Origin of the sequence: Streptomyces cellostaticus (genome assembly GCF_023630175.1) — a bacterium.
In the GTDB taxonomy this organism is placed as follows: Bacteria; Actinomycetota; Actinomycetes; order Streptomycetales; family Streptomycetaceae; genus Streptomyces; species Streptomyces cellostaticus_A.
On record NZ_JALLIN010000051.1, the window covers coordinates 36,135 to 54,667 of the forward strand.

Genomic DNA, 18,533 nt, shown 5'->3' on the forward strand with positions numbered 1-18,533 from the left:
AGATCCTCGACCAGCCGCGACGGGGCTGATCGATGGTGCGGTTCCCTCGGGTCACCCGATCGCCTGATCACCCTCGGACCACCCCACCCCCGCACGGAAGCCGACAACCATGCGGAATTCGGCATCCACATCGGTATGGTTCCGCCTCAAGGGGAGGACCGAGCGGCCGTTGTGCCGCTCGCCGCATCAACTCGCGGAGACGGCAGCCAGGGTGCCCGCACCCCACACCGCAGCCGACCGCGGAACAGTCTGGGGGGAACCGCCATGACAGAAGCACCGACGCACGCCGCCGACACCGACGCGGCCGAGGCCGCCGAGGCCGCCGACCGGAAGGTCGTCGAGCAGGAGCAGGCCGAGATCAAGGACTTCGTCAAGGGCCTGAGCGCGGACGACATCAAGTCGGGCAACTGGTTCACCAAGCTCGCCGCCCACGCCATGAACTCGTACACCGAGAAGGTGGACTGGCAGTACTTCCAGGACCGGTACGCGGGCGTGCCCGCGGACGCCATCGTGGATCAGCGGATCAAGATGGCGGCCCGGTACGCGGCGCTCGAAGGCGGGCTCTCCGCCGGGGCCTACACGGCGACCGTCGCCGCCACCATCGGGAGCCTCGGGGGTGCCTCGCCGGCGACCGTCCCCGCGGCCGTGGCGACCATGATGGTCGACGTCGCGTTCACCACCCGACTCCAGCTCCGCCTGGCCTACGACCTCTCCGTCCTCTACCGGGTCCCGCTCGACGTGCACGACCCCGAGGATCTGTGGAAGCTCATCCGCGTGGCCTTCACGATCAAGAGCGGGGAAGCGGCACGGGAAGGCGTGGTCAAGGCGGTCCCGGCCCTGGTGCGACCGCTGGTCAAGCGCTTCTACTCCGGATCGGCAATCACCGCGGGCAAGGCGCTCCCCGTCGTCGGGAAGCACCTCCTCCAGCGCAACGTCATCAAGATCGGCATCCCCCTGGTCGGCCTCCCCTCGCCGTCCTGCTGAACCGCTACACCACGCTTCTCGCCGGCCGGCACGCGCGGGCCGTGTTCCGGAACGAGGCGCGGGTGATCGAGATCGCCGAGGGAATCAGCGAGCGCAGCCGGCACCCGCAGCTGATGCTGTGGGTCGCATGGCTCGTGCTCAGGGCGAACGCGAAGGCCAAAATCGCCGACGACGAGGCGCTGCTGATGCGGCATCTGGTGCGGCTGGTCCGGGAGCGGCACGAGGTGGTCGACGAGCGGCTCGCGCACGTCGTCGACGTCGACCCGGCCGAGGTGTGGCAGCGCGTGGACGCCGAGCCGGGCGATCTCGGCGACGTCCTCGACGCCGCGGAGCGCGTGGCCGCCGTGGACGGTGACGTCGACTCCCGTGAGAAGGCGGTCCTCGCGGAGCTTCGGGAGCGTTGCCGTCGGACGGGTGCGGCGCCACGCCCCGGCCGACGCGCGACCGGCTGAGCGCGCGCCGATCCCCGGCTGCGATCTCGCCGCCCCTCCCGCCCGTCCCTTACTCCTTCACTCCGGCCAAGGGACATGGACAGTGCGGGCGCGACGGGGATGTCACCAGGCCGACCACGGCGAAAAGGCGTGGTGCCCTGAGCGGATACGAGGACGGTCCGGCGATGCCCCCGTGCCCGGGTGCACCAGTTTCTGCACCGCTTCGTCGAGAGCGGCCGCACCGGCCGCCCAACGCGTCCGGCGCTTCTCCGCCCTGTCCCGCGCCCGCTGCAGATCGGCGCGGAGTCCGGCCACAGCGCGGGCCGTCGAGTCACCGCCGGGTCCGCCACCGTACGCGCAGGCCCGAGCGACGGCCGCCGGTTGCAACCAGTCGTCCAGACCGCCGGTGGAATCCTGGGCTCCGTGGCGGGCCGCCAGCCGGGCGATCTCCGGGACGTCATGGGCGGCCTCGGCGAAGGACCGGGAGGTGTCCAGGGCGCGCAGTACGGTCTTGCCCACCAGATGGTGAGCGCTGCGGAACGGCATCCCCGTGGCGACCAGTCGCTCGGCCAGGTAGGTGGCGGGAGTGAAGCCGTCGACGGCGCGCCGCAGCATGCGCTCCGCATCCGGTTCGGCGCCGTGCACGACGAGCCGCAGCAGGGTCACGGCGTCCGTCGCGTTCCCCAGCCCGGGCCACGTGTGCCGCAGTGCCTCCGTGCCGACGGCGATGGCGTTGGTGTAGGAGGCGGTGGCCATCGATGAGGCGGCCGCCGTGAACGCGCCGAGGCTCGCTGTCGCCCTGCCCTGGACATGTTCCAAGAGGAATGGGTTCCGTTTCTGGGGCATCATCGAGCTGGAACCCACCAGGTCGTCCGCGAGGTGGACGAGGCCGGCCTCTTCCGAGGTCCAGGCCGAGAGGTCCCGGGCGACGCGGGCGACGGTGACGCCCAGCGCGGAGGCCGCGGCCAGCAGTCTGAGCGCGAAGTCCCGGGAGGCGACGGCGTCGACGGAGTTGCGGGCTGGGCCCGTGAACCCGAGCAGGACGCTCGTACGCTCCGCGTCGACGGCCACGGACGTGCCGCCCACGGCTCCGGCGCCGAGGGGGTTGGTGTCGAGCTCCCGCCCGGCGTGCAGCAGGTCTTCGAGCGCGCGGAGCACGGAACAGCCCACGCCGGCCAGGTAGTGCCCGTAGGTGATGGGGACGGCGGGCTGCCCGTGGGTGTAGGCGGGCATGACGACGGCCCTGTGCTCCTCGGCCTTGTCCAGAAGCGTCCTCGCGAACGCCTCGGTCGCGTCCACCAGGCGCGAGAAGTGCCGACGGCCGCGCAGCCGGGCCGTCGTCGCGTTGAGGTCGTTTCGGGAGCGGCCGGTGTGCATCACACCGCCGATCTCCTCGCCGAGCCGTTCGGTCAGCAGGCCCTCGTAAGCGAGGTAGACGCCCCGGGGCATGGGCCTGGCTCGTACGGCGGCGAAGTCGCTGCGGCGCAGATCGTCGATGGCGCGCAGGAGGGCGGAGGCGCGGGCCGGCTCGACGATCCCTCGCTCGGTGAGCATCACGAGGTGGGCGCGGTCGACCTCGCTGATGAGGTGGAGCTCCTCGCCGAGCCCGTCGGCCGCGTCGTCGACGGGGAGGTACTGGTCGTAGACGATCGCGTGGGCCTCGTCGTTCAGCCCGGTGCTCAGCCTTCCGGTGTCCACGCCGGGTCGCGTCACTGCGGCCGCTGCGTCTGTGGTGCGTTCGGTGCTCATGCCGATGCCTCCTCGGGGGCCGGGCGGAGCGCGCCGGCCAGTTCGCGCAGTGCTTCGTCGGCGGATGCCCCGGCGAGGGCCGCGTCGGCGGCGGAGGCGATGACGTGTCCGAGTCGGCCACGGAAGTCGCGGGCGGGTTCAACCGGCTCGTCGGGAGCGCGGTAGAACACGGCGGTCTCGATGTGCGGTACGGCGCGGGCGGTCTCCAGGCTCCGCTCGGTCCGGGTGCGGTCGGCGAGGAAGCCCGGGCTGCCGGTGGTGAGGAAGCGGATCGCGGCCGCCCAGCGGGCTGCCCGCGGGGTGTCGTTCGGGAGAGCGCCGACGGCGGCCCTGACCTGCCAGGCCACCAGGTCGATACCGAGGGCGTGGCGGACCAGCTCCGGGATCATGCCGCCGGCCAGTCGCGGGTTGACCTCGACGACGCGGACGTCGCCGCCGTCCATGCGCAGCTCGACGTGTGCGGCTCCCCAGCCGAGTCCGAGCGCCTTCACCGCGCGCACGGCCTGGTCCCGGAGCAGTGCCGCGGCGGCTTCCGGTACCGGGGCCGGGACGTCGTGTCCCAGCTCGACGAAGTCAGGCAGCGGGCCCAGGTGCTTCGCGACGACGACCACGGCCGTGCAGCCGAACACTTCCACGGAGTACTCGGCGCCGCGCAGGTACTCCTCGACGAGGATGTCGCAGGGTACGGCCACGCCGCGCTCGTTCACGGCCGCTGACGCCAGTGCCGCGGCGTGGGCCGACACCTCCTCGGCGTCCGCGCACAGCCGCACTCCGAGGCTGCCGGAACCCTGGACGGGCTTGAGTACGACGGGGTAGCCGATGCGGTCCGCGGCGGTCCGTGCCTCACCGGCGCCGCGCACCCGCTCGTGGCGCGGGACGGCCACGTCCGCCTCGCGCAGCCGCTGTCGCTGCCGTCCCTTGTCGCGGCATTCCCGTACGGCGTCGGCGTCGGGGCCGGGCAGGCCGAGAGCACGTGCGGTGGCTGCGGCCGTGGCCACGTAGTAGTCGGAGCTGGAGGTGACCCCGGCTATTGGAGCCTGCTGCCGGAGGCGTCGGGCGGTGGTGAGGACGGCGGCGTCGTCCGCCGTGTCGACGACCACTGCGCGTAGGTCGTCTTCGGCCACGTACGGGTATCGACCCGGGTCCGTGCAGAGCAGTACGGGCTGGATTCCCAACGCCCTCGCCTGCCGGGCGAACTGCCGTCCCGTTCCGGTCGTGTTGCTTTCGACGAGCAGCAGTACGGGCTGTGTCACACGGAGCTCCCCTGCGTCTGGAGGCCGGTGGGGGCGCCGGCGACGTCGTCGTAGGTGCGGCGGTTCCACAGGAGTCTGGACCAGCTTCCGCCGCCCTCCCCCGGCCGCTGCACGAGGCGGGGGCCGTCGGTGGGCTGCGCGGGCAGGACGTTCCGGCTGCGCAGCCAGGCGTCGTTGTAGACGGTGGACTGGTAGCGGTACCCCTCGTCCGGGAGTATCGCCAGGACCGTGGAGTCGCGATGGCGCTCCGCCCACCAGGAGGCGACGAGGAACGCGGCGCCGCTGGTGGGACCCATGAACAGGCCGTGGCGGCGGTAGAGTTCGCGGGTGGCGTGGAAGACCTCGCTGGGGCCCACCCAGTGGACCTCGTCGTACGCGGTGTGCGCGACGTTGCCGGGGACGATGCTGCTGCCGAGGCCTCGCAGCAGACGGGGGCTCTCCGGTGCCTTGAAGATGACGGAGCCGTGCGTGTCGACGCCGATCAGGCGCAGTGCCGGGGTGTCCGCGCGCAGGGTCGAGGCGATGCCGCACGTGGACCCTCCCGAGCCGACGGGTCCGACGAGGGAGTCGACGGCTCCCAGGGTGCGGGACACGAGGCGGCCCACCGAGGCGTAGGCGGCGGGGTTTTCGGGGTTGGTGTACTGCCGGGGCACGAAGCTTTCCGGTCTGGCCCGGCACAACTCCTCGACCCGGGCCAGCCGGGCGCCCTGGATGCCGCCGGGCTGTCCGTGGTCCTCGACGAGTTCGACCTCGGCTCCGAGCATTTCCAGGCGGGTGCGCAGGTCGTCGTCGATGGAATGGTCGCCGACGATGGTGAGAGGTAAGCCCCGCTGCCGGCAGACGAGGGCGAGCCCGAGGGCGAAGGTGCCGGAGGACGTCTCGATGACCGGTGTGCCGGGGGTGAGGTCGCCGGTGGCGATGGCCCTGTCGATGATGTGGCGGGCGGGCAGGAGCTTCATCAGGGTGAACGCGGCGGCGTAGAGGTTGCCGCCGATGTGGATGATCTTGGGTAGTTCGATCGCCTCGATCACCGAGGCGTAGACGGCTGACTGATGGGTTGTCATGAACTCTCATTCATCCGTTCGTCGTGAACTTCCATGTCTCGACGATGCCGATGTCGCGCAGTAACCCCTCGGCGCGTGTGGAGCGGGCGGTGAGCGCGGGGTGGTCGCGGTCGAAGAGCAGCCCGGCGACATCCCCGCTGTGCGAGATCTGGAGGCCCACCGCGCGCGCATCCTCGGCGATCTCGAGGATGCGGTCCAGCTGCGGGACCGGGAGGTGGCGCTGGTTGAGGCGGGCGCTGGCGGTGGCCACGCGGCCGAGCAGGGCAACGTCCTTGGCGAGTACGGCCTCGCGGAGCATGGCCCGCAGTTCCGCGAACTCCGCGACGTCGTCGTCGGTGTAGTGGGCGGGAGGGAGGGAAAGTGTCTCGACTCCGCGGCCCCCCTCGGCCGGCCTGGACCCGAAGCCGAGCACGAACACCGCCGGGAGGGGGTGCCCGAAGTCCTCGATGACCCCGCCCTCCCGATGGGCGAAGAGCACGGCCGTCGAGTCGAACATCAACGAGTCGGACGCGATCTCGGCGCGCACCGCCAGCCGGGCCTTGTCCTCCGGAGGCAGGCGCAGCGCGTACCTGTCCTGGACGGCCCCGATCGCCGCGATGACGTCACTCGTGGAGGATCCGAACCCGCGCCCGAGCGGCACGTCGCTGGATATCTCCAGGTGTCCGCCGGGGGGCAGGCCGTGGGCGGCCAGGGTCAGGCGGGCGGCCGTGCGAGCCTTGGTCCGCCAGCCGGGGGAGACGGTGACGTCGCCCCCGCCGTCCGACGCGAAGCGGGCTCGCGCGCAGTACAGGGGGCAGGGGAGGGTGACGAGGCCGCGCCGGTCCGTGCCCCGGTCGCGGAACAACCCCTGGAGCACCTCACCATGGTGTGTCGGGGCCGACGCCTCACCCATCCGCCCTCCGCTCTGATCCACCTGTTCCCCGGCTTCCTCTGCTGCGTCGACGGGTTGTCACATCCATGTTCGGAGCCGCTCCGGATCGGGGCGCGTAGCAGGCGAAGCACGCAGGGGAGCGAGTGCCGGAGCACGGCGGTACCTGCGGCGGGCGTCGTCCTGCATCCTCGGATGCCCCCGTGGCCGATCGCACCGTAACCCCTTGATTTGACCTGCCGCCGTGGCATTTTGCAAGTGATCACAAACACAGGCGGAGCAGGAACCGCCCGCTGACGGCTGCGGTGCCCGGCCGTGTCGGCGCCCTCCCAGAGCACGGCAAAGGGCCTTCGAGGGGCGGGAGTTGTGGTGCGGAGGGTCCGGCGATGTGCTGTCTGTATGATCACCGTGGTCCCGCCCGAGGCACGGCCGGGACGGTCCCCAAGCGGGGCACGGCCGCGGCACACCGATGCGCGGAGCCCCCGCCGCCCCCGCCCCATCACACACATCCGCCGGTTTGCGAGCCGCGTCGATTCCCCGCGGTGGTACTCCGTGTCGAGCGCGGCTCCCGGTCCGGTCCCCAGGAAGGAACGGAATTGAAGGTTCTGGTCTATGTGACGGACGGAAGCCGCGGCGACGTGCAGCCGTACCTGGCCCTGGCGTACGCGCTCAACCGGGCCGGACACACCGCCACGCTCGTCGGACCGCGTCTCTACGGGGACTTCGCCGCGGAGTTCGGCGTTCCGTTCGCTCCACTCAACGACGAACTCGTCAGACTCCAGTCCAGCCCCGAGATCCGGGGGCTGTACTTGAACAACGACGACCCGCAGGTGCAGCGCCGGCTGCGGGAGTCGACGATCGCGCTCTTCCCGCGGGTCTTCCCGCTGATGATGCGGGAAATGTGGGACGCGGCTTCGGCCGGGGCCGACCTGGTCGTCTACTCCCCGTCCTCCCGGCAGGTGACGCACCAGATCGCCGAGCGGCTCGGCGTCCCGCACGTCCTGGCCTCGCTCTACCCGCACCACGTGGTCTCCCGGGAGTACTCGCCGGGTCCCGGCCTGCGGCCGACGGCGACGAACCTGGAGGACCACGCCCGTGTCAACAGGCCGCTCGAACCGCCGCTTTCGGACTGGGTGGAGCAGTGGCGTACGCAGGTCCTCGGGCTGGCGCCGCGGGAGGGGTACACGGACTTCCGCACCGACGTCCACGGCAACCCGACACCCGTGCTGCACAGCTTCAGCCCGCATGTGCTGAAGCCGGCCGCCGACTGGCCCGAGTGGGTGCACACCACCGGTTTCTGGACGCTGCCGCGCCACCGGGACTGGCAGCCGCCCGCCGAACTGGTGCGCTTCCTGGAGCAGGGCCGGACGCCCGTCTCGGTGGGTTTCGGCAGCATGTTCGGCGGAGATCCCGAGGCGACCGGCGAACTGGTCGTCGAGGCGGTGAGCGCCGCCGGGGAACGGGCGGTCGTCGTGGAGGGCTGGGGCGGCATCCGGGTGGTCGACCCACCGGAGAACGTCATGGTGGTCAGGGACATCCCCTACGACTGGCTCTTCCCCCGGGTCCGCGCCGCCGTGCACGCCGGGGGCACCGGAACGTACAACGCCGCGCTGGCGGCGGGTATCCCGCAGCTGGCCTGCCCGTTCCACAACGAGCAGCAGATGTGGGCGGACCACGTCCACGGCCTCGGGGTGTCGGCGCCGCCCGTGGAGTTCCGGAAACTGACGGCCGAGGCGCTCCGCGCGGGCATCGTCACGGCGACGACCGATCCCGGCATCGCACGGAACGCCGAGCGGTTCGCCGAGAAGCTGAGTGCGGAGCGCCCCCTCGAAGACGCTGTGCGCGTACTCGAGGGCGTCTGGCGGGCGGGGGTGGGGAAGAGGGCCTGACGTGCCCCCGGGACGCCCGGTCCGCCTCGGCCGACCAGGGATTTCCAGCTTTCGGAAACCCCCGTCACCGGGCGTCGGCGTCACGGGGCAACCACGCCGTGTGACCAGGAATCACAGGCCGATCTTCGTTGCCTTCGCCCTTCAACTCGCCTAGGATCTTGACTTGTTCACAGCAGCAACATCACTCATGCGACTCACACGGGGGTGACTGGCATGGTTCGTCGTGGTGTGAGTATCGGCGTGTCGCGTTTAGCAGCATTAGACGCGGGCTCTCTCGAGGGCATGACCGGCCTTTCCGAGGGACACGGAAGCCCGCGCGACGGGTGTGGAGGCAGGTATGTCCTCTGACCGTGCCCCCGCCGGAGCGTCGTGGATCCGACGCAACCGACGATGCCATAACCCGCGGATACGCCTCCTGTGCCTGCCGCATGCCGGCGGTACCGCCTCTTTCCACCATTCCTGGGCCTCATGGCTCCCCGACGGAACCGATCTGCTGTCCGTCCAGTACCCGGGCCGTCAGGACCGGATATCCGAACCGTGCGCGTCCACCATGGACGACCTGGCACCCCAAGTGGCCCAGGCCTTGCAACCGCACCTCGACGACGACTCCCCCCTTGTCCTCTTCGGACACAGCATGGGTGCCTGGGTCGCGTTCGAAGTGGCACGACATCTTGAGATGTCATTCGCCCGCCGCCCAGCCGGACTCATCGTGTCCGCCCAGATTCCGCCCCACCTGCCTCCGGAACGCGAATGGCCCGGAGAGAGTGACGACGAGCTGATCGCCGAACTCCGCAGGACCGGAGGCACGTACACCGATCCGATGCTCCAGCCCGGCCTGCGCGAGCTGGTGCTGCCCGCCGTGCGTGCGGATTTCCGCCTGGTGCGGGAATACTCGCCGCAACGCCTCCGTCGGATCTCCACACCGATTACCGCCTTTGCCGGTGTTGACGATGCGGGAGTTCCCTGGAATAGGGTGACCGAGTGGAAGGACGCCACGACAGGGTCCTTCGCCAGTCAGACGTTCCCGGGCGGTCACTTCTACCTGCTGGAACACGAACGGGAATTCGCGCACCAGGTGAACCGCGCCATCCACCGCATGACAGGCACCGGCGCGGCGCATTCACACACCGGTCAGCATGCCGACGACTGAGACTCCGGATCGGCAGCGAACGGGACACGGGGGGAATCTTGAACGCGTTGGACCCCATCACACGCGATGGGCTGCTTTACCTGTCGGCCGCCGACGTGGAACGCGCCGCCGGCCGCGAACGCTCCCTCTTCGTCGAGGCCGTGGAAGCCGCACTGCGCGCCCAGGCCGCCGATGACGTGGTGCAACCGCTCAAGCCCTACCTGCGCCGTCCCGAACGCCCGCACCCGACCGACCGCATCATCGCCATGCCCGCCTACGTGGGCGGCGAGGTCCACCTCTCCGGCATCAAATGGATCGGCAGTGCCCACGACAACCAGGAGGTCCGGGGCATACCGCGGGCCTCCGCGGTGATCGTTCTCAACGACGCGGACAGCGCCTACCCCGTCGCAATCATGGACGGCTCCGTCGTGAGCGCATGGCGGACCGCCGCCGTATCCGCCCTGGCCTGCCGCTACCTGGCGCCCGAAGGCCGGCGTCTCGCCATCCTGGGAACCGGTCTCCTCGCCAGGACGCACCTGTCCCTTCTGTGCGAGACGTGGGACAGGCCCGAGGCGGTGGACGTCCACGACCTCTCCCCCCGGCAGGCGGAGTCCTTCGCCCACTGGGCCCGCGAGGAGCACGGGCTGGCCGTCACCGTCCACGACGACGCCGCCGGATGCCTGCGCAACGCGCACGTCATCCTCGTGGTCACCACCGCCCCCGGGCCGTGGATCCCCGCCGAATGGGTGCCGCGTGGCTCCCTGTTCCTGAACGTTTCGCTCGCCGACCCCATGCCGGACGTCGTCCTCGCCAGCGACAAGGTCGTCGTCGACTGCTACGAGCAGGTCATGCGGCCCGGGAAACTCCTGCACACCATGGCGCAGCAGGGCACCTTCGGCCCCGAGCGTTGCCATGCCGACCTCTCGCAGCTCGTCACCGGCGCCCGTCCGGGCCGGGAGAAGCCCGAGGAGACCATCTTCTTCAACCCCATCGGACAGGCCGTCGGAGACATCGCCTGCTCGGCCGCCGTCTACGGACGAGCCGTCGAGAACGGCGTGGGCACCCGACTGGAAAGGTAACCCCTTTCAGTGAAAGAAAGAGCAATCGAGTCCGACGCGAACGGCGCGGGACCCCCGCAACGGGCCTTCCTCGCATCACTCGGCGTCGTCCGCCGGACGCCCCGGACCTATCCCTTCGACCCCGGCTACGACGTCGCGACGGTGGTCTCCCACATCGCCCAGAGTCACTCCCTGATGGCGGGGCTCAAGCTCTCCATGGCGACGTGGCTGCTCATCGAGGACAGCAGCCTGCAGCAGAAGATCCGGGCCGCCCGGGACCACGGGCTTCCGGTGACGGTCGGCGGAGGCATGTTCGAGATAGCCGCCGACCTCGGCCGGCTGGATGAGTACCTCGACCTGTGCCGGCGGCTGAACGTCACGGGGATCGAGGCGGGTCAGGGATTCACCCGCTCCGACCCCCATCCCGGACGCGTACTGGAGGCCGCGACGGCCCGCGGTCTCACGGTCACCTACGAGATAGGCGGTAAGCACGACGGGGCGTTCGACGAGGAAACGACGAAGCTGCTCATCGCGGAGGGCGGCCAGTGGATCAACGCAGGCGCCACCCATCTCGTCGTCGAAGGCCGCGAGAACGCCGCGGACGTGGGACTCTTCGATTCCCGGGGCCGATTGAACCGCGGACTCGCCGACACGCTGGCCGATGAATTCGGGCTGGATCGCCTCATATTCGAGGCCCCCACCAAGCCGAGCCAGTTCGCACTGCTCGACCATTTCGGCTCCGACGTCGCCCTGGGTAATGTCCGGCTGGAAGAGCTGCTCAGGGTGGAAACGTACCGGCACGGTCTGCACAGCGACGCGTACGAGCGCTCGTCCCTCGCCAAGTGATATAGGCGACATCGAAATGGGTCGCCGGGGTCGCCAGACCCTGCCCGAACAGGAATTCATTCTCTGCGCCGTCACGGCCTGAGGGAAGGGAACAACGGTGCCTTCTGCCGAACGCGAGGCAATGGTCCGCGAAATAATCTGCAATGTGCTGGAACTGGAGGAGGGGGAACTGAGCCCCTCCGGACGGTTCCGTGAGGACTACGGTGCGGACTCCATGAACGCCGTGGAAATCCAGAGCCAAATCGAGGTGGCGCTCGACGTCGAAATCGAGCGGGACGACCTGAGGCGGATGGTCGACCTGGCGACGGTGCTGGCGATACTCGAAACGGCCAAGGCGCGGTAGATGACAAGCACGGGGGTCAGTACGAACGGCCGGCGTCGGCGAGTGGTCGTCACCGGTATGGGCGTTCTTTCGAGCATCGGCAACGGCGTCGGGCCATTCACGGACGCACTGCGGGCCGGACGCGTGGGCACCACCGACATCACCCGTTTCGACACCCGGGAGTTCCCGCGGCGGCGCGGACACCAGGTGGCGGACTTCGAGCCGGGGGACTGGATTCACAACCTTCCCCTGGACGAGGTGGGACCCGCCGCGGCTTTCGCCATCGCGGCCACCCGTATGGCCATGTCGGACGCCGGGCTGAGCACGTCGGAGTTGCACAAGCGACGACGCGGGTTCATCGCCGTCGGCACCACCGACGGCGGCGTACCGGACCTGGACGGCGTCGTCGAGGCCGTCCTCCCCGGGGGTCTCGAGGACATGCCGGCCGTACTGGCCCGCCGTGTTCCCGCCTCACAGCTGTCGGTGCACCTCGCACGCGAGCTCGGCCTCCGCAACGTCGAAGCAGTCTCGATCGCCACCGCCTGCGCCGCGGGGAACTACGCCATCGGTGCGGGGCTCGACGCCGTACGGTCCGGCGAGGCCGACTACGCCCTCGTGGGCGGGGCGGACGTGCTGTGCCGCAAGACGCTCGCCGGTTTCACCCGGCTCGGCCTCGTCGCCGAAGAGGAGTGCCGACCCTTCGATGCCGGGCGCGACGGCCTCCTGCTCGGCGAGGGGGCCGGCATGCTCGTGCTGGAGGACGCCGACTCCGCGCGCGCCCGCGGCGCGCGCGTGTACGCGGAGGTCATGGGCTACGGGCTGAACTGCGACGCGCACCATCCCGTCGCCCCCGAACGAGGAAGCGTGGGCCGGTGCATGCGCCTGGCCCTGGACGACGCCGGCATCACCCCCGAGGACGTCGACCTCGTCTCCGTGCACGGCACCGGGACCGAGACGAACGACATCACCGAGGCGCAGGCCATGCACGACGTCTTCGACGCGAAGCCGCCCCGCGTCACCGCCGTGAAGTCCATGATCGGACACACCATGGGCGCGGCCAGCGCTCTGGGCGCCGTGGCAGCTGCCCTCGCCATCCACCACGGATTCGTGCCCCCCACGGCCAACCACCGGCTCACCGACCCGGAATGCGCCCTGGACTGCACACCCAACCGGTCCGTCGCAGCCAACGTGCGGATCGCCCAGAACACCGCGCTGGCGTTCGGCGGCAACAACGCCGTCCTCGTCCTCGGCAGCCCCGACGGCCGGCGGACCCCACCGGCGGTACGGAACCCGCGTGAGGAGCAGCTGTGCTGAGCACCGAGGCAGGCGCGCCGCGGCGCCCCGTGATCACCGCCTGGTCGGCCGTGTCGCCGTTCGGGTTGGGACGCGAGTCCTTCGAACTGGGAGTGTCGACCGGCCGAACCACCGCACAGCGCCCCGACACCGGCGTATGGGGGGTCGTCGCCGACCCGGTGGCTCATCTCGTACCGGACTTCGAGGTCCGGCAGGTACTGGGGAGGGCCGGGACGAGGGGACTCGACCGCGCCACCGGCCTGGTGGTCACCGCGGTGCGCGAGCTGCTGCGGCACGCGCCCGACATCGTCGACGACAGCGGTCTCACCACCGCGGTCGTGCTCGGTACGACGGCCGGCAGCGCGCAGGGGTACGCGGACGTGACCCGTGCCTCCCTCGAAGGCCGGCGCCCTCAGGACGTACCGCCCGTCGCCCTCCCGAACATGGCGATGAACAGGGCGGCTTCGGCCAGCGCCATCTTCCACGGCCTCCGCGGCCCGAACAGCACCCTCGCCGCCGGACGGGTATCGGGCCTCCTGGCCCTCGAACAGGGCCGCCGGATGCTCGCGCAGCACCGCGCCGACCGTGTCGTCGTCGGCGCCACCGAGGAGTACTCGCAGGCCCGCTCCTGGCTGGAGCACCATCGGCGGCGCGCCTGTGACGAAGCCGCGGCACTGGGCGAGGGGTCCGCTGTCCTCCTGCTGGAGCGGCCCGACGGCATCGGCGCCGAGCGCACCGTCCTGGCCGAGGTCCTGGCGGTCACCTCATGTGTCGACGCGGACGGCGATCCCGTCGCCGTCCTGCGCTCCTGCCTGTCCGCCGTGCTCGACGCCGCCGGCGCATCGTCCGCGGACGTCTGGGCGGCCATGCCGAGCAGTTGCGGCGGGACGCCGGAGACGGGGGAAGTCCGGCTTCTGGAGGACATGTTCGGCACGGAAGCGGTCTCCCGGCCCGCGATCGGATCGCTGATCGGAGACACGTCCGCCGCCGCGTCCGTCTTCCAGATCGCGGCGCTGCTGAGCACTGCGCAGCACGCCGCTGTCGGCGACCGCGGCCCCGACGGCGACCGCCTGGCCCTCGTCAGCGCTGTCGACCCCGACGGAGCGGTGGCCTGCGCACTGCTGCGGCTGCCGTCGTCCGGCCGCTGAACAACCTGGTGCGCACTGCCGCACCAGCACTTGGAAAACCGTTCTGCAAGGAAGGAAGTTCCGATGGCGAACCCGTTCGAGGACCCCGAGGGCGTCTACATCGTTCTGGTCAACGACGAAGGACAACACTCCCTCTGGCCGGCATTCGCCGTGGTGCCCGCAGGGTGGACCGTCGTCCACGAGAAGGACACCCGACAGGCCTGCCTCGACTACATCAACGAGAACTGGGTGGACATGCGCCCGAAGAGCCTGGTGGACGCCATGGGCGACGCGAGCTCCTGAAGACGCGCCACCGAACTGACGCAATGAACGGAAGGCCCAGCCGGGTGAGTACCGACCGAGAGCACGTCATCGCGACCGCGACCGACCCGGTGGTCCGCGAATTCCTGCGGATGGCCGACGACAGCATCGTCGCCGTACTGCCGTACGCGCTGTCCGTCGCCGCGCACCTGGGCGTCGCGGACGAACTCCGCGACTCCGCACGGACGGTGGAAGACCTGGCCCGGGTGCTCGGCCTGTCGTCCGGAGCCCTGGAACGGCTCCTGCGGACCCTTGCCAGCTGCGGATTCTTCACCGACCACGGTGAGGGTCTGTTCGCCCTCACCCGGCTGGGCCGACTGCTCCAGACCGACTCGCCCGTCTCGATGCGGGCGACTCTCGCCAACGTCGACTCCTACCGTGCCTGGCTCGGAGCGGTCGACACCATCGCCACCGGCCGACCGGCCTTCGACAACGAGTTCGGCGCCGGATTCTTCACCCACAAGGACGGCGACTGCCAGGTCGGGGCCACCTTCGACGAACGCATGCGGGAGCGGGCGGGCCGTCTCTACGCGGGCCTCGCCACCCTCCCGGTATGGAAGGACACCCGCTGCCTCCTCGACATCGGGGGCGGCAAGGGCGCCGTACTCGCCTCCGTCCTGACGGCCAACCCGCACGTCAGCGGGATCCTCTTCGACCGGCGCAGCGTCGTCGAGCGGGCCGAGGCCTCCGGCGAACTCGCTCCGCTGCGAGACCGCTGCCGGACGGAACCGGGCGACTTCTTCCAGGAGATCCCCGGCGGGGCCGACGCCCACCTCATGTGCAGCGTCCTCCACGACTGGGAGGACGACGACGCCGTCACCATCCTGCGCCGCAGCCGCGAGGCACTCCCCGCGGACGGCCGCCTGCTCATCTGCGAAATGCTCCTTCCCTCATCGGGCGAAGCCCACCCCGCCTGGTGGAGCGACCTGGGAATGATGGTCGTCCTCGGTGGCCGCGAGCGCACCCTGGACCGGTACCGGTCCTTGCTCCGGCGGGCGGGCCTGCGCCTCTCGGAGGTCACCCGGCTCCCGGACTCGTTCTTCAGCGTGCTCGAAGCGAGAAGAGAGCGCTGCTGATCGGCGGTCCGCCGAGGGCGAGACACGGGTCCGAGGGCGCCCGCCCCGGCACACCCACGCACCGGCCACCAGTGCGCCGCCGTGCTGCCCGTTCCTGTTGTTGGCTTCAAACGTGAGGTGATGAGGGTGTCCGAGGAGCAGAGCGAGCAGAGGGAACTGTCCACTGCTCAGACGGGAATCTGGTTCGGTCACCAGCTGGACCCCTCGGGCCACGCCTACAACATCGCCGAGTACGTCGACTTCCGCGGTGACATCGAGGTCGCCCTGTTCCAGGAGGCCTGCCGGCAGGCGTTCCGCGAGTGCGAAGCGCTGCACCAGCGGTTCAGCGAAGGACCGGAAGGCGTACGGCAGACCGTCGACTCCTCTCTCGTCCCGGACGTCGGGTACATCGACGTCTCCGGACGGCCCGACCCGGAGGCGGTGGCGCGGGAATGGATGGACGCCGACCTGCGCCGTCGTGTGGACGTCCTCACCGGTCCGCTCTGGTCGTTCGCCCTCTTCCGGATCGCTGACCGGCGCTACTTCTGGTACGCGAGGTTCCACCACCTCCTCATGGACGGCTACGGCGGTTTCCTGTTCCAGCAGCGCCTGGGTGACATCTACATGTCGCTCCGGTCGCCGGGCACCAACGCGCTCGAAGCAGTCGTCCCTCAGGGGCTCGACCCGCTCCGCGAGGAGGACCGCAAGTACCTCGCCTCGCCGAAGTTCACCGCCGACCGCGCGTACTGGCTCGACAAGTTCGCCGACCGCCCGCACCCGACGACCCTCGCGTCACGCGAGCCCGGCGTCAACGGCCGCTTCAGCCGGGTGACGACGAAGCTGGACGGGACCACCAGCGACACGCTCGGGGAGCTCGCCCACGAGCACAGGACGACACGGGCGGTCGTCTTCATCGCGGCCGTCTTCGTCTACCTCAGCCGCATGACCGGCGAGCAGGACATCCTGGTGGGTCTTCCCGTCACGGGCCGCAAGTCGGTGGCCGCCAGGACGACCGTCACCACCCTCTCCGACGTCCTCCCCCTGCGCCTGACGGTCTCCGGCGAGGAATCCTTCAGCGACCTCCTCGGCCGTGCCACCACAGAAGTGAACCAGGCGCTGCGCCACCAGCGCTTCCGCTCGGAGCACCTGATCCGGGAGATCCGCGGAGGCAACCGGGCCCAGCGCATCTGGAACGTCGTCGCCAACATCATCTCCTTCAACGACGGCATATCGCTGGGCGACCTCCACGGCGTCCCCCACAACCTGTCGAGCGGACCCGTACCCGACCTCTCCATCGTCGTCCGCGACCCCGACGACGGCCGGGGCCCCACCATCGACTTCGACGGCAACTCCGACCTCTACGAGCGGCAGGAAGTCCGCTCCCACCAGACCCGGTACCTGAGCCTGCTGGAGCAGCTCGTCGCGGATCCCGGCGCCCCGCTGCGCCAGGCCGACATGGTCGCGCCGGACGAGCGTGAGCGGATCCTGCACACCTGGAACGACACGGACGTCGACTACCCGCACGACGTCTGCGTCCACGAGCTCTTCGAAACCCAGGCGGCACGCACTCCCCACGCGCACGCCGTCACCGACGGCACGACCGTCCTCACCTACGCGGACCTGGACGCCCGCGCCGACCGCCTGGCCCAGCGGCTCCGGCGCGCCGGCGTCACCACCGAGTCCCGGGTCGCCGTCCTCCAGGAACGCTCCATCGGCGTCGTCGTCTCGTCGCTCGCCGTCCTCAAGGCCGGCGGCGTGTACGTACCCATCGACCCGGACCAGCCGGCCGGCCGGTCCGAGTTCATCCTCCAGGACACCGCCGCGATGGCGCTGCTGACCGACCGGGACCAGCACGATATCGGCTTCACCGCGGACGTCCCGGTCATCCGTGTCACGTCCCGGGGCGAGGACGACACGGAGAAGGAGACCGAGACGACTGCGGAGACGGCGGGCACGACTGTGGAGCCGAGCGCGGGGGCCGGCCCTGACACCCCGGCCGCACCGCAGGTCACGGTCCACTCCGAGCAGCTCGTGTACGTCATGTACACCTCCGGTTCCACCGGCAAGCCGAAGGGTGTGGCCAACACGCACCGCAACGTCGTGCACCTGGCGGCCGACTCCTACTGGACCTCGGGCCGGCACGAACGCGTGCTCATGCACTCCCCGTACGCCTTCGACGCGTCCACCTTCGAAATCTGGACCCCGCTCCTGACCGGCGGCACGGTCGTCGTCGCCCCGGCGGGCCTGATGGACGCCGCCGACCTCGCCAAGGTGATCACGGAGCAGAACGTGACCGGCCTGTTCGTCAGCGCCGGCCTCTTCCGTGTCCTCGCGGAGGAGCACCCCGCTTGCTTCAAGGGTGTCCGAGAGATCTGGGCGGGTGGCGACGTCGTCTCGCCCACCGCCGTCCGCCGTGTCCTCGAAGCCTGCCCCGGCACAGTCGTCGCCAACGAGTACGGCCCCACCGAAACCACCGTCTTCTCCGCGGTCAACCCGCTGCGCGAACCCGGCCGGGTACCGGACGGCTCCGTCCCCATCGGCCGGCCCCTGTGGAACACCCGGTTGTACGTTCTTGACGAGGCACTGCGCCCCGTCGCCCCGGGGGTCAGCGGTGAGCTCTACATCGCCGGCGACGGCCTGGCCCGGGGCTACCTCAACCGCGCCGAACTGACCGCCGGCCGCTTCGTCGCCAACCCGTTCGGCGCACCGAGCAGCAGGATGTACCGCACCGGGGACGTGGTGCGGTGGCTCGCCGACGGCACCATGGACTTCATAGGGCGCGTCGACGACCAGGTGAAGGTACGCGGCTTCCGTATCGAGCCCGGCGAGATCGAAGCGGTCCTGGCCGGGCACGCCCAGGTCGGCCAGGCCGCGTTGATCCTCCGGGAGGACACTCCTGGCGACAAACGGCTCACCGCCTACGTGGTGCCCCCCGCAGGCCTCGACCTCGCCGGCGTGGACACGGCGGCACTGCGTGGATTCGTCGCGGAGCGGCTGCCTGACTACATGGTGCCGTCGGCTTTCGTGGTGCTGGACGCCCTCCCGCTGACCCTGAACGGGAAGCTGGACCGGCGGGCCCTGCCGGTCCCGGAGTACGCGACGGTGGGCGCCGGCCGTGGACCGCGGACACCGCGGGAAGAGATG

General features: G+C 70.5%; 16 protein-coding genes. 12 read left to right on the top strand and 4 right to left on the bottom strand.

What is annotated here, in order from left to right:
• Positions 1-264 precede the first annotated feature (264 nt).
• Together MXD57_RS26745 and MXD57_RS26750 are read left to right on the top strand one after the other, a co-directional pair.
• Positions 265-984 (top strand): hypothetical protein, encoded by a 720-nt coding sequence (locus MXD57_RS26745; protein ID WP_250404593.1) that lies wholly within the window; start codon positions 265-267, stop codon positions 982-984.
• Between the two features lie 41 nt (positions 985-1,025).
• Entirely contained in the window at positions 1,026-1,436 is a 411-nt protein-coding gene (locus tag MXD57_RS26750) for a hypothetical protein (RefSeq protein ID WP_250404594.1), read from the top strand.
• Between the two features lie 102 nt (positions 1,437-1,538).
• Here MXD57_RS26750 and MXD57_RS26755 read toward each other — a convergent pair whose 3' ends face one another.
• Genes MXD57_RS26755 through MXD57_RS26770 form a run of 4 tightly spaced genes read right to left on the bottom strand, consistent with a single transcriptional unit; the run spans position 1,539 to position 6,337 of the window.
• The gene (locus MXD57_RS26755; protein ID WP_250404595.1) at positions 1,539-3,164 is read right to left on the bottom strand and encodes a lyase family protein; all 1,626 of its coding nucleotides are present in this window, start codon (positions 3,162-3,164) and stop codon (positions 1,539-1,541) included.
• Entirely contained in the window at positions 3,161-4,417 is a 1,257-nt protein-coding gene (locus tag MXD57_RS26760) for an ATP-grasp domain-containing protein (protein ID WP_250404596.1), read from the bottom strand. Before MXD57_RS26760 ends, MXD57_RS26755 begins: the two co-directional genes overlap by 4 nt.
• On the bottom strand, positions 4,414-5,481 hold the full coding sequence (locus tag MXD57_RS26765) for a PLP-dependent cysteine synthase family protein (RefSeq protein WP_250404597.1): 1,068 nt from the start codon (positions 5,479-5,481) through the stop codon (positions 4,414-4,416). The genes MXD57_RS26760 and MXD57_RS26765 overlap by 4 nt, the downstream gene beginning before the upstream one ends.
• A gap of 10 nt (positions 5,482-5,491) precedes the next feature.
• Entirely contained in the window at positions 5,492-6,337 is an 846-nt protein-coding gene (locus tag MXD57_RS26770; protein WP_250404598.1) for a GHMP family kinase ATP-binding protein, read from the bottom strand.
• A 608-nt stretch (positions 6,338-6,945) separates the two neighbouring features.
• Between MXD57_RS26770 and MXD57_RS26775 the strand changes: the two genes are divergently transcribed.
• The 10 genes from MXD57_RS26775 to MXD57_RS26820 form a co-directional block, all read left to right on the top strand.
• A complete protein-coding gene (locus MXD57_RS26775) occupies positions 6,946-8,238 on the top strand; it encodes a glycosyltransferase (RefSeq protein WP_250404599.1) in 1,293 nt (430 codons plus the stop codon).
• A 337-nt stretch (positions 8,239-8,575) separates the two neighbouring features.
• Positions 8,576-9,388: a thioesterase II family protein gene (locus tag MXD57_RS26780; protein WP_250404600.1), complete on the top strand. Its 813-nt coding sequence runs from the start codon at positions 8,576-8,578 to the stop codon at positions 9,386-9,388.
• A gap of 47 nt (positions 9,389-9,435) precedes the next feature.
• On the top strand, positions 9,436-10,446 hold the full coding sequence (locus MXD57_RS26785; protein ID WP_250404601.1) for a 2,3-diaminopropionate biosynthesis protein SbnB: 1,011 nt from the start codon (positions 9,436-9,438) through the stop codon (positions 10,444-10,446).
• 9 nt (positions 10,447-10,455) lie between these two features.
• A complete protein-coding gene (locus MXD57_RS26790; protein ID WP_250404602.1) occupies positions 10,456-11,271 on the top strand; it encodes a phosphosulfolactate synthase in 816 nt (271 codons plus the stop codon).
• 121 nt (positions 11,272-11,392) lie between these two features.
• Positions 11,393-11,614 carry an acyl carrier protein gene (locus MXD57_RS26795; RefSeq protein WP_284506149.1) on the top strand — a complete coding sequence of 74 codons (222 nt, stop codon included), beginning with the start codon at positions 11,393-11,395 and terminating at the stop codon, positions 11,612-11,614.
• Positions 11,615-12,907, top strand: coding sequence for a beta-ketoacyl-[acyl-carrier-protein] synthase family protein (locus MXD57_RS26800; protein ID WP_250404604.1), 1,293 nt, complete (start codon positions 11,615-11,617; stop codon positions 12,905-12,907).
• A complete protein-coding gene (locus tag MXD57_RS26805) occupies positions 12,901-14,034 on the top strand; it encodes a beta-ketoacyl synthase N-terminal-like domain-containing protein (RefSeq protein ID WP_250404605.1) in 1,134 nt (377 codons plus the stop codon). The genes MXD57_RS26800 and MXD57_RS26805 overlap by 7 nt, the downstream gene beginning before the upstream one ends.
• A gap of 63 nt (positions 14,035-14,097) precedes the next feature.
• Positions 14,098-14,316, top strand: coding sequence for an MbtH family protein (locus MXD57_RS26810; protein ID WP_250404606.1), 219 nt, complete (start codon positions 14,098-14,100; stop codon positions 14,314-14,316).
• Positions 14,317-14,360: 44 nt separating this feature from the next.
• Positions 14,361-15,410: an acetylserotonin O-methyltransferase gene (locus tag MXD57_RS26815; RefSeq protein ID WP_250404607.1), complete on the top strand. Its 1,050-nt coding sequence runs from the start codon at positions 14,361-14,363 to the stop codon at positions 15,408-15,410.
• Between the two features lie 126 nt (positions 15,411-15,536).
• Positions 15,537-18,533 (top strand): non-ribosomal peptide synthetase (locus tag MXD57_RS26820; RefSeq protein ID WP_250404608.1); only part of this gene is annotated, 2,997 nt, incomplete at its 3' end.